The following is a 12,018-nucleotide window of genomic DNA, read 5'->3' as shown; positions in this document are numbered from 1 at the left end:
GGGACCAGTAAGGAATACGCATAACAACGATGGCGATGAAAAAGTTGCTCATAGCGTCGCTGCTGTTTGGCAGCGCCACTGCATACGGTTCAGACGGATTCGTAGTTAAGGACATTCGTTTCGAAGGTCTACAACGCGTCGCCGTTGGTGCAGCATTATTGAACATGCCTGTTAGGGTAGGTGACTCGATTGATAACGAAGATATTAGCCGTTCAATCCGTTCTCTATTCTCTACCGGCAACTTCGAAGATGTTAGGGTCCTGCGTGATGGAAACACGCTGATCGTTCAAGTTAAAGAGCGACCAACCATCGCGAGTATCACTTTTACAGGCAATAAATCTGTTAAAGATGATATGCTCAAACAAAACTTGGAAGCATCAAACATTCGTGTCGGTGAAGCTCTTGACCGTACGACGATAGCGAACATTGAGAAGGGTCTAGAAGACTTCTACTATAGCGTTGGTAAATACAACGCGACAGTAAAAGCCGTTGCTACGCCACTGCCGCGTAACCGTGTTGATTTAAAATTTGTGTTCTCTGAAGGCGTGTCTGCAAAAATTCAGCAGATTAACGTTGTGGGTAACAAAAATTACACGACGGCAGAATTGGTTAACAAATTCCAATTACGCGATGATGTACCATGGTGGAACTTAGCGGCAGACCAAAAATATCAAAAACAAAAACTGGCTGGTGACTTAGAAACTCTGCGTAGCTTCTATCTTGATCGTGGCTATGCGCGTTTCAACATCGACTCCACTCAAGTCAGCTTGACGCCAGACAAAAAAGATATCTACATTACGATTAATGTCACTGAAGGCGATCAATATAAGATCTCTGGTGTGGAAATTAATGGTAATACCGCAGATCATCTAACGGAAATTCAAGAACTCATTACGATCACGCCGGGTGAATTGTATAACGGCACCCAAGTGACGAGTATGGAAAATAAAATTAAGGACCTTCTCGGTCGTTATGGTTATGCCTATCCTCGTGTAATGACGCAGCCTGAAATCAATGATGAAGATAAAACAGTTAAACTGCATGTTAATATCGATGCAGGTAACCGTTTCTATGTTCGCCAAATTCGTTTCCAAGGTAATGATACGAGTAAAGACTCTGTTCTCCGTCGTGAAATGCGTCAGATGGAAGGGGCTTGGCTGGGGAACGACTTAGTTGAATTAGGTAAAGAACGTCTCAATCGTACAGGTTTCTTTGAAACAGTTGATGTTGAAACTCAACGGATCCCAGGTAGCCCAGACCAAGTCGATGTGGTTTACAAAGTGAAAGAACGTAATACAGGTTCCATGAACTTTGGTGTCGGTTTTGGTACTGAGAGTGGTGTGAGTTTCCAAGTTGGTGTCACCCAAGATAACTGGTTGGGAACAGGTAATGCTGTTGGGATCAACGCAAGTAAAAATGATTACTCAACCAACGTTGAGATGTCATTTACGGATCCTTACTTTACCGTTAACGGTGTGAGTTTAGGCGGTCGTATATTCTATAATGACTTCCGTGCAAAAGATGCAGACCTGTCTGGTTATACGAATAAGACTTATGGTTTAGATAGCTTCTTAAGCTTCCCATTCAATGAAAATAACTCATTCCGCCTCGGCGCAGGTTATGTTCATAACTCATTGTCTGATATGCGTCCGCAAGCCGCGATGTGGGATTACCTCTACTCAATGGGAGATAAACCACCAATCAATGATGATGGCCGCAATAAAGAGAAGTTTAATGCAGATGACTTCACTGTTAACGTAGGTTGGACTTATAATTCATTGAACCGTGGTTTCTTCCCAACATCGGGTAATAAAACCAGTGTTTCAGGTAAGATTACTGTTCCAGGCTCTGATAACGAGTACTATAAACTGCGTTTCGACACCGCTCAATACGTTCCACTCAACGAAGATGAAACGTGGGTTATCTTAGGTCGTGCACAAGCAGGTTTCGGTGATGGTATCGGCAGTAAGCAAATGCCATTCTACGAAAACTTCTATGCGGGTGGTTCAAGTACTATTCGTGGTTTCCGCTCTAATAACATCGGGCCAAAAGCGGTTTATCTGAAAAATGTGAATGGCAAAGTCGGCCCAGAACCAGGTAGCCCATCGAGTGATGCTGTTGGTGGTAACGCAATGTATGCAGCGTCTTTTGAGCTGATTACACCAACACCATTCATTGATGAGAAATATGCGAATACGGTGAGAACATCATTATTTGTTGATGCAGGAACCGTGTGGGATACCAATTGGAATAGTATTAATCCTGAGTGGCGTGCAGGCATGCCTGATTATGGTAAAGCGACGAATATTCGAGCTTCCGCTGGGGTTGCTTTACAATGGATGTCACCACTTGGACCTCTGGTCTTCTCCTATGCGCAGCCTATTAAGGACTACGAAGGGGATAAATCAGAACAGTTCCAATTTAATATTGGTAGAACATGGTAATCTAGACTGTGTCTATTTAAGGAAAGCCCTCACACATTAATGTGAGGGTAGCTAAAATTTCCAGCCATAAATATGGGTTAAGGAGTTTCGTGTGAAAAAATTGTTGTGTGCGGCGGGTGTGAGTCTGGCTTTGGCTATGTCTGCGGGTGCTTATGCAGATAAAATTGCTGTCGTGAACGTTGGTGAAATTTTCCAAAACATGCCAGCACGCGAAGCCGTTGCTAAACAGCTTGAAAGCGAATTTAAAAGCCGTGCGACAGAGTTGCAGAACTTGGAAAAAGATCTACAGTCACGTGTCGAAAAATTGCGTCGTGACGGTGCAACAATGAAGCAAAGCGAACGTGAAAAACAAGAAAAAGAGCTGATGACCAAGCGTGATCAGTTTGCAGAAAAAGCTCAGAAATTTGAAGAAGACAATCGTCGTCGTCAAATGGAAGAACGTAACAAAATCCTAAGCCGTATTCAGGATTCTATTAAATCTGTCGCTGCCAAAGAAGGCTATGATGTGGTTATCGATGCAAATGCAGTTGCTTATGCAAAAGATAGCGTAGACATTACCAGTCAGGTTCAAAAGCAGGTTAAATAATAGATGTCCTCAATTCGATTGGCTGACCTTGCTCAGCAGTTGAATGCACAGTTACACGGTGATGGCAATATTGTCATCACCGGTATTGCTCCGATGTATTCAGCAAATAATCAACAAATCACATTCCTGTCAGATAGCCGTTATAGCGATAAACTTGCAGAGTGTCAGGCTGCTGCGGTTGTGTTAACAGCTAAAGACCTTAGTGCTTGTAAGGTTGCAGCGCTGGTGGTTGATAATCCTTACCTTGCTTATGCACGCATGGCACAAATCATGGATACCACACCAAGTCCAGCAGAAAACATTCACCCTTCAGCAGTTATCGCTGAAGATGCGCAGGTTGGTAGCAACGTGGCGATAGGTGCAAATGCGGTTATTGAAAGTGGTGTTGTGCTTGGTGATAACGTTGTAATTGGTGCTGGTTGTTTTGTGGGTAAACATGCCCGTATTGGTGCCGGTAGTCGTCTCTGGGCGAATGTTAGTATCTATCATCATGTTGAAATCGGTGAGCAATGTTTGATCCAGTCAGGTACAGTGATTGGCTCCGATGGTTTTGGTTACGCAAATGACCGTGGCAATTGGGTTAAAATACCGCAACTCGGCACAGTTATTATTGGTGATCGCGTCGAAATTGGTGCCTGCACAACGATTGATCGTGGCGCATTGGATAACACGGTTATTGGTAGCAATGTCATTATTGATAACCAATGCCAGATAGCGCATAACGTTAATATTGGCGAGGGTACCGCTGTCGCCGGTGGCGTTATCATGGCTGGCAGTTTAAAAATAGGTCGCTACTGTATGATTGGTGGCGCCAGCGTCATTAATGGTCATATGGAAATTTGTGATAAGGTGACCGTCACAGGTATGGGAATGGTTATGAGACCAATCACAGAACCTGGTGTATACTCTTCTGGTATTCCTTTACAGCCTAATAAAGTTTGGCGTAAAACAGCAGCGTTAGTTTTGAATATCAATGAGATGAATAAGCGTTTGAAAGCTGTTGAACGTGAATTGGACAGCCAAACTCAAAAAAAACAGTAATCATTTTGTAATTCAGGTTAAAATAAGTGACTGAGTTACGTTTTTCCGGCCTGCCAGTTAACCTAAGTTTATGGTTAAAGCAGGCCGATTCGTTAATTAAATTGTATTTATAGACAGGAAGAGTATTTCGATGAGTGATAATCATACTCTGAATATTGAAGAGATTTTAGAACTACTTCCACACCGCTATCCGTTCCTTTTGGTTGATCGCGTACTGGATTTTGAAAAAGGAAAATCTCTGCGTGCAGTAAAAAATGTTTCATTTAATGAGCCATTTTTCCAAGGGCATTTTCCAGGCAAACCGATTTTCCCAGGCGTATTGATTCTAGAAGCCATGGCACAAGCTACAGGTATTCTGGCATTTAAAAGTGTCGGTAAACTAGAGCCGGGTGAATTGTATTATTTTGCAGCGATTGATAATGCGCGTTTCAAACGTCCTGTATTACCGGGAGATCAAATGATCCTCGAAGTCGAGTTCATTAAAGAACGTCGTGGCGTTGCACGTTTTAAAGGTGTTGCAAAAGTAGATGGAGAAGTGGCCTGCGAAGCTGAAATGATGTGCGCCCGTCGCCGTGAGGTCTGATATGATTGATAAAACAGCCTGTATTCATCCCTCATCGATTGTCGAAGATGGAGCTATTATCGGTGCCAATGTTCGTATTGGCCCTTTTTGTTATATTGGTGCTAACGTTGAAATAGGTGAAGGCACTGAGCTCAAATCTCACATTGTCATTAATGGCTATACCAAAATTGGTCGTGATAATGTGATCTTTCAGTTTGCTTCGATTGGTGAAATTAACCAAGATCTGAAATATCAAGGTGAGCCAACACGCGTCGAAATCGGTGACAGAAACCGGATTAGAGAAAGTGTGACTATCCATCGTGGCACAACCCAAGGTGGTAGCTTGACCAAAGTGGGTGATGACAACCTATTTATGGTCAACGTGCATATCGCTCACGACTGTATTATTGGTAACCGTTGTATCATTGCCAACAACGGTACATTGGGTGGCCATGTTATTTTAGGTGATTTCGCGATAATTGGCGGTATGACTGCTGTTCACCAGTTTTGTCAAATTGGTGCTCACGTTATGGTTGGTGGTTGTTCTGGTGTGGCACAAGATGTCCCCCCTTACGTTATCGCACAAGGTAACCATGCAACGCCTTATGGCCTAAACATTGAAGGCTTAAAGCGCCGCGGCTTTGATAAAGAGTCTTTGCATGCGATCCGTAATGCTTATAAAACCCTTTATCGTTCAGGCAAGTCACTTGAAGAAGCACGTAGTGAAATTGCCGAGCTTGCTCAAGCAAATCCTCACGTAAAAGTTTTCAGTGATTTCCTTGAAAACTCGGCTGAGTCTAACCGTGGTATTATTCGCTAATTGTTCTTTACGCGAGTGAAGTCAGGCCGTTAGCCGGGGGTTGTTTACCTTTGTTGTTTATTATTACCCTGATTTAGGGGAATTAATAAGCTGATGATTCAAGTATGATATTGAATAAAATTAGGTTCATTTAAACCGAAAATTAGAATGCGTAGCCCTCGGGTTCGATAAAAACCGTTTTTCTTATGTTAAGAATTTTTGTCGAGATAAAACGGTTTAATGCGAATAAAAATTGACCACCAAAGGTAAGCAGCCCCTAAGGAGAGAATTTTGGCGAATCATAACCGCCCACTGACTATCGGCCTTGTTGCTGGAGAAACATCTGGCGATATACTCGGCGCTGGGCTTATCCGAGCACTGAAAGAACAAGTTCCTGATGCACGTTTTGTTGGCGTGGCGGGGCCTTTAATGCAAGCGGAAGGTTGTGAAGCTTGGTATGAAATGGAAGAGTTGGCAGTGATGGGTGTCGTTGAAGTATTAGGTCGGCTCCCTCGGTTACTTTCTATTCGTAAAGACCTGACCAAACGCTTTACACAGTTGCAGCCAGATATTTTTGTCGGTATTGATGCACCTGATTTTAATATTACCCTTGAAGGCAAATTAAAATCAAAAGGCATTAAAACTATTCATTACGTTAGTCCATCCGTTTGGGCATGGCGACAAAAGCGTGTTTTCAAAATTGGGCGCTCGACAAACTTAGTGCTTGCTTTTTTACCTTTTGAAAAAGCGTTTTATGATCGCTTTAATGTTCCGTGCCGCTTTATTGGGCATACCATGGCCGATGCAATTCCTCTTCATGTCGATAAAATAGCGGCAAGACAACGTCTTGGTATACCTGAGGAAGGAAAATGTTTAGCGCTATTACCGGGAAGTCGGCACTCTGAAGTCGAAATGCTCAGTGCTGATTTTTTACAAACCGCTAAAATTTTGCACCAGCACTTTATTGACCTGCATATTGTTGTACCTCTCGTCAATCAAAAACGTCGTGAGCAATTTGAATCGATTCGTCAACAGGTCGCCCCTGAGTTAACGATTCATCTGTTAGATGGGCAGGCTAGAGATGCCATGATCGCGGCGGATGCGACCCTACTTGCCTCGGGTACTGCTGCGTTGGAATGCATGTTAACCAAGTGTCCGATGGTGGTTGGCTACCGTATGAAGCCTTTCACTTTTTGGTTAGCAAAACGGTTAGTGAAAACACCTTATGTTTCACTGCCAAACTTACTGGCTGAAAAAGAAATAGTTAAAGAGTTGCTCCAAGAAGAGTGCCAACCTGATAATTTAGCTCAGCAGTTAATTCCATTATTGGAAGGGGGGGAGCAGGTGGAACAGTTAAAAGCAACATTTTTACAGCTTCACCAATTGATTCGCTGCGATGCAGATAAACAAGCGGCTGATGCTGTATTGGATTTGGTTCGAAATTAATGGATTTTATATACCCTAAAGCCAACTTAATTGCTGGCGTAGATGAAGTCGGACGTGGTCCGTTGGTGGGGGCGGTTGTCACCGCCGCGGTCATATTAGATCCTACCAAACCGATCATCGGTTTGACGGATTCGAAAAAATTAACGGAAAAAAAGCGCGAAAAGCTGTTTGTTGAAATCCAAGAAAAAGCCTTATGTTGGTGTATTGGCCGAGCAGAACCAGAAGAAATTGATGAACTCAATATTCTGCATGCAACAATGTTGGCGATGCAGCGGGCCGTTGCTGGTTTAAGTATGACACCGGATTTTGTCTTAGTGGATGGCAATCGTTGCCCTACATTATCGATGCCTTCACAAGCCGTCGTCAAAGGTGATAGTTTAGTTCAGGAAATCAGCGCCGCTTCCATTTTAGCCAAAGTGGTTAGAGATCGTGAAATGGTTGAGTTGGATATAGCTTACCCTGAATATGGTTTTGCTAAGCATAAAGGCTATCCAACCGCATATCATTTAGAAAAACTCGCACAATTTGGTGCAACAAAATTTCATCGTAAGAGTTTTGCTCCAGTGCGTCGTGCATTAGAAGCGAAAAATTGAGTATAAATTAGATGGCTGAACCTCGTTTTATTCACTTACGTGTTCATAGTGATTATTCAATGATTGATGGGCTGGCAAAAACTGGCCCATTAGTCAAAAAAGTGGCAGCAATGGGGATGCCAGCACTTGCTATTACCGATTTTACGAACCTGTGCGGTTTAGTAAAATTCTATGGAGCAGCGCACGGTGCTGGTATCAAACCCATCATTGGGGCTGACTTTTTTGTTGAAAGCGAGCAACTCGGCGACGAAATCGCACACTTAACCGTGTTGGCTCGTAACAATGAAGGGTATCAAAACCTAACTCTTTTGATCTCAGAAGCGTATCAAAAAGGTTACGGTGCGATTGGCCCGACCATTCACCGTGATTGGCTGGTAAAACATAAAGAAGGACTGATTTTACTGTCTGGTGGCCGCCAAGGGGATGTCGGGCAGTTTTTATTACGTGGTAATCAAACGCTGGTTGATGAATGCTTAGCATTTTATGAAACCCACTTTCCTGGTTGTTATTATCTTGAATTAATTAGAACAGGAAGGCCTGATGAAGAAAGCTATTTGCATGCGGCGGTAGAGCTTGCCACACAGCGTGGTTTGCCGGTTGTTGCAACGAATGATGTACGCTTTATTGAAAGTAGCGATTTTGATGCTCATGAAATACGTGTAGCAATCCATGACGGATTTACCTTATCTGACCCTAAAAGGCCTAAAAAATATAGCCCTCAGCAATACTTACGTACTGAAGAAGAGATGTGCGAGCTATTCGCCGACATCCCTGAAGCGCTTGAAAATAGTGTAGAGATTGCTAAGCGTTGTAATGTCACCATTCGTCTCGGTGAGTACTTTCTCCCCCAATTCCCTACTGGGGACATGAAAACAGAAGACTTTTTGGTTATGCGCTCAAAAGAAGGATTAGAAGAGCGCCTCGAGTTTCTATTCCCTGATGAGAAAGTGAGAGCAGAAAGACGACCTGAATATGATGAGCGTTTAGACATTGAGCTTAACGTTATTAACCAAATGGGGTTCCCTGGTTACTTTTTGATCGTGATGGAGTTTATTCAATGGTCGAAAGATAATGGCGTACCAGTCGGTCCAGGGCGTGGTTCCGGTGCGGGGTCACTTGTTGCATATGCGCTGAAAATTACCGATTTGGATCCCTTGGAGTTCGACCTCCTTTTTGAACGATTCTTAAACCCAGAACGTGTTTCCATGCCGGACTTTGACGTCGACTTTTGTATGGAAAAACGTGATCAGGTGATTGACCACGTTGCTCAAATGTATGGGCGAGATGCCGTTTCTCAGATTATTACATTCGGTACTATGGCCGCAAAAGCGGTGATCCGCGACGTAGGGCGAGTATTGGGGCATCCGTATGGCTTCGTGGATCGGATTTCGAAATTGGTTCCCCCTGATCCGGGTATGACTCTAGATAAGGCATTTGAAGCCGAACCACAGTTACCTGAAATTTACGAGGCAGATGAAGAAGTTAAAGCGCTGATTGATATGGCGCGTAAACTTGAAGGTGTCACGCGTAACGCAGGAAAACATGCGGGGGGCGTTGTTATTGCCCCCACCAAAATTACAGACTTTGCGCCGCTTTATTGTGATGCGGAAGGTAATAACCCAGTTACTCAGTTCGATAAAAATGATGTCGAATATGCGGGGTTGGTCAAGTTCGACTTTTTGGGGTTACGTACCCTAACGATCATCAACTGGGCATTAGAGATGATCAATGCAAGGCGAGCCAAGAAAGGGCTTGAGCCTATCGACATTGCCGCAATCCCGCTGGATGATCAAAAAAGTTTTGATATGTTGCAACGTTCAGAAACGACCGCGGTATTCCAGCTGGAATCCCGAGGCATGAAAGACCTGATCAAGCGGCTACGTCCTGACTGTTTTGAAGATATGATCGCATTGGTTGCCTTGTTCCGTCCTGGTCCATTGCAATCAGGGATGGTAGATAACTTTATCGACCGTAAACATGGTCGTGAAGAGATCTCATACCCAGACGTACAGTGGCAACATGAATCATTAAAACCTGTCTTGGAGCCAACTTACGGTATTATCTTATACCAAGAACAGGTTATGCAGATTGCACAGGTATTAGCGGGTTATACGCTAGGTGGCGCAGATATGTTGCGCCGTGCAATGGGGAAAAAGAAACCCGAAGAGATGGCGAAACAGCGTTCTGTTTTTGAAGAGGGCGCGATCAAAAATGGAGTCGATGGGGAACTGTCGATGAAAATCTTTGATCTGGTAGAAAAGTTTGCTGGTTATGGATTTAACAAGTCTCACTCAGCGGCTTATGCTCTGGTTTCGTATCAAACATTGTGGCTGAAAGCTCACTATCCAGCTGAATTTATGGCTGCGGTAATGACGGCGGATATGGATAATACCGAAAAGGTTGTCGGTCTCGTCGACGAATGTTGGCGGATGGGATTGAAAGTATTACCACCTGATATTAATAGTGGACTTTATCATTTTCATGTTAACGATGAAGGTGAAATTGTTTATGGCATTGGTGCTATCAAAGGGGTTGGTGAAGGGCCGATCGAAGCCATTATCGAAGCTCGCCAGAAAGGTGGTATATTTAAAGAAATATTTGATCTTTGTGCTCGCGTTGATCTGAAAAAAATTAACCGCCGTGTTATGGAAAAACTGATCATGGCGGGGGCATTTGATCATTTAGGTCCCCATCGTGCGGCCTTGATGTCTTCATTAGAAGATGCTTTGAAAGCGGCTGATCAGCATGCAAAAGCAGAAGCTATCGGGCAAACGGATATGTTTGGTGTGCTGGCGGAAGCACCCGAACAAGTAGAAAGTTCATACGCAAGCGTACCCAAATGGCCTGATCAAGTCGTACTTGATGGCGAGCGAGAAACATTGGGGCTTTACTTGACAGGGCACCCAATAACGCGCTACTTAAGTGAGATCGAGCGCTATACTAATGGCTTAAGATTAAAAGATGTGAACCCAACCCCTCGTGGTCAAGTGACAACTGTGGTAGGTTTAGTACTTTCGGCCAAAGTTATTACGACTAAGCGCGGCAATCGAATCGGAATTTGTACGCTTGATGATCGTTCCGGTCGTCTGGATATTATGTTATTTTCAGATGCACTAGATAAATACCAGCACTTGCTGGAAAAAGACACTATCCTGATTGCCACCGGTCAGGTCAGCTTTGATGATTTTAACGGTGGTAATAAAATGACAGTACGGGAGTTAATGGATATTAGTGAAGCAAGGGAAAAATATGCGCGAGGACTTGCTATTTCACTGTCAGATAAACAAATTAATGATCAGTTGCTGAACCGACTTCGCAGCACTCTTGAACCCCATCGTTCAGGAACGATTCCGGTTCATTTGTATTATCAGAAGGATGACGCCAGAGCCAAACTTAAATTTGGGGTTATTTGGCGTGTGACACCCGTTGATGACCTTCTGAACTCTCTGCGAACTCTGCTGGGTAATGAGCAGGTAGAATTAGAATTTGACTAAAATAGGAATATTATGAGTCTGGATTTTCTTGATTTTGAACAGCCAATTGCTGAATTGGAAGCGAAAATTGATTCGCTGACTGCAGTTAGCCGTCAAGACAACAATTTAGAAGTCAACCTAGATGACGAGGTTGCTCGTTTACGTGAAAAAAGTCTTGAGCTGACGCGTAAGATTTTCTCTGATCTGGGTGCATGGCAAATTGCTAAGCTTGCTCGTCACCCACGTCGCCCTTATACATTAGATTATATTGCTCGTATATTCACAGATTTCCAAGAGCTGGCAGGTGATCGTGCTTATGCCGATGATAAAGCTATCGTGGGTGGCATCGCGCGTTTAGATGGTCGTCCAGTGATGGTGATTGGCCACCAAAAAGGCCGTGAAACGAAAGAAAAAATTCGCCGTAATTTTGGTATGCCAGCTCCAGAAGGTTACCGTAAAGCATTGCGCTTAATGGAAATGGCTGAGCGTTTTAATTTACCTATTATTACCTTTATCGATACGCCGGGGGCTTATCCTGGTGTTGGTGCTGAAGAACGTGGTCAATCCGAAGCAATTGCACGTAACTTGCGTGAAATGTCTCGCTTATCTGTCCCAGTCATTTGTACTGTTATTGGCGAAGGCGGCTCTGGTGGTGCATTGGCTATTGGGGTTGGTGATAAAGTGAATATGCTGCAATACAGCACCTATTCGGTTATTTCTCCTGAAGGCTGTGCCTCTATCCTGTGGAAGAGCGCTGATAAAGCCCCATTAGCGGCAGAAGCGATGGGGATCACCGCACCTCGCCTTAAAGAACTCAAATTAATTGATAATGTGGTGACAGAGCCTTTAGGTGGTGCGCATCGTAATTACGATGAAATTTCAGCTTCTTTAAAAGCGCGTATTGTTGAAGATTTGGACGAATTGCTTGAGCTTGATGAAGAAGCATTAAAAAATCGTCGTTACCAGCGTTTAATGGAATACGGCTATTGCTAATTAAGGTTGGCTAGTCACGAAAAACGGGGGTTTGGTTTATCCAGCTCCCGTTTTTTATTATGATTTCTCGAACAATTGAAA

At 43.7% G+C, this 12,018-nt stretch carries 9 protein-coding genes; all 9 read left to right on the top strand.

Annotated features, from left to right (window positions below; genetic code table 11):
- Positions 1-29: 29 nt before the first annotated feature.
- Positions 30-2,444, top strand: a complete 2,415-nt coding sequence (gene bamA / locus M1F03_RS14395) for an outer membrane protein assembly factor BamA (RefSeq protein WP_154623758.1) — start codon at positions 30-32, stop codon at positions 2,442-2,444.
- 91 nt (positions 2,445-2,535) lie between these two features.
- Positions 2,536-3,030 carry a molecular chaperone Skp gene (gene skp, locus M1F03_RS14390; protein ID WP_163862850.1) on the top strand — a complete coding sequence of 165 codons (495 nt, stop codon included), beginning with the start codon at positions 2,536-2,538 and terminating at the stop codon, positions 3,028-3,030.
- Positions 3,031-3,033: 3 nt separating this feature from the next.
- Positions 3,034-4,071, top strand: a complete 1,038-nt coding sequence (gene lpxD, locus M1F03_RS14385; RefSeq protein ID WP_154623759.1) for a UDP-3-O-(3-hydroxymyristoyl)glucosamine N-acyltransferase — start codon at positions 3,034-3,036, stop codon at positions 4,069-4,071.
- A 130-nt stretch (positions 4,072-4,201) separates the two neighbouring features.
- Complete coding sequence (gene fabZ / locus M1F03_RS14380; RefSeq protein WP_004916757.1) at positions 4,202-4,654, top strand: 3-hydroxyacyl-ACP dehydratase FabZ; 453 nt, start codon at positions 4,202-4,204, stop codon at positions 4,652-4,654.
- A 1-nt stretch (position 4,655) separates the two neighbouring features.
- Positions 4,656-5,453 carry an acyl-ACP--UDP-N-acetylglucosamine O-acyltransferase gene (lpxA, locus tag M1F03_RS14375; RefSeq protein ID WP_154623760.1) on the top strand — a complete coding sequence of 266 codons (798 nt, stop codon included), beginning with the start codon at positions 4,656-4,658 and terminating at the stop codon, positions 5,451-5,453.
- Between the two features lie 270 nt (positions 5,454-5,723).
- Positions 5,724-6,878 carry a lipid-A-disaccharide synthase gene (lpxB, locus tag M1F03_RS14370; RefSeq protein ID WP_154623761.1) on the top strand — a complete coding sequence of 385 codons (1,155 nt, stop codon included), beginning with the start codon at positions 5,724-5,726 and terminating at the stop codon, positions 6,876-6,878.
- Positions 6,878-7,471 carry a ribonuclease HII gene (rnhB, locus tag M1F03_RS14365; RefSeq protein ID WP_154623762.1) on the top strand — a complete coding sequence of 198 codons (594 nt, stop codon included), beginning with the start codon at positions 6,878-6,880 and terminating at the stop codon, positions 7,469-7,471. The genes lpxB and rnhB overlap by 1 nt, the downstream gene beginning before the upstream one ends.
- Positions 7,472-7,482: 11 nt before the next feature.
- Positions 7,483-10,965 carry a DNA polymerase III subunit alpha gene (dnaE, locus tag M1F03_RS14360; RefSeq protein ID WP_163862849.1) on the top strand — a complete coding sequence of 1,161 codons (3,483 nt, stop codon included), beginning with the start codon at positions 7,483-7,485 and terminating at the stop codon, positions 10,963-10,965.
- A 12-nt stretch (positions 10,966-10,977) separates the two neighbouring features.
- The gene (gene accA, locus M1F03_RS14355) at positions 10,978-11,937 is read left to right on the top strand and encodes an acetyl-CoA carboxylase carboxyl transferase subunit alpha (protein WP_154623764.1); all 960 of its coding nucleotides are present in this window, start codon (positions 10,978-10,980) and stop codon (positions 11,935-11,937) included.
- Positions 11,938-12,018: the final 81 nt, after the last annotated feature.

Origin of the sequence: Providencia sp. PROV080, from assembly GCF_033688105.1 — a bacterium.
GTDB lineage: Bacteria > Pseudomonadota > Gammaproteobacteria > Enterobacterales > Enterobacteriaceae > Providencia > Providencia zhejiangensis.
This window is presented reverse-complemented; position numbering and strand designations above follow the sequence as displayed.

Excerpts from the sequence above, each read along its gene's own strand:
- bamA (WP_154623758.1), top strand. The coding sequence starts at position 30 with ATGGCGATGAAAAAGTTGCTCATAGCGTCGCTGCTGTTTGGCAGCGCC.
- lpxD (WP_154623759.1), top strand. The coding sequence starts at position 3,034 with ATGTCCTCAATTCGATTGGCTGACCTTGCTCAGCAGTTGAATGCACAG.
- fabZ (WP_004916757.1), top strand. The coding sequence starts at position 4,202 with ATGAGTGATAATCATACTCTGAATATTGAAGAGATTTTAGAACTACTT.
- lpxA (WP_154623760.1), top strand. The coding sequence starts at position 4,656 with ATGATTGATAAAACAGCCTGTATTCATCCCTCATCGATTGTCGAAGAT.
- rnhB (WP_154623762.1), top strand. The coding sequence starts at position 6,878 with ATGGATTTTATATACCCTAAAGCCAACTTAATTGCTGGCGTAGATGAA.
- dnaE (WP_163862849.1), top strand. The coding sequence starts at position 7,483 with ATGGCTGAACCTCGTTTTATTCACTTACGTGTTCATAGTGATTATTCA.
- accA (WP_154623764.1), top strand. The coding sequence starts at position 10,978 with ATGAGTCTGGATTTTCTTGATTTTGAACAGCCAATTGCTGAATTGGAA.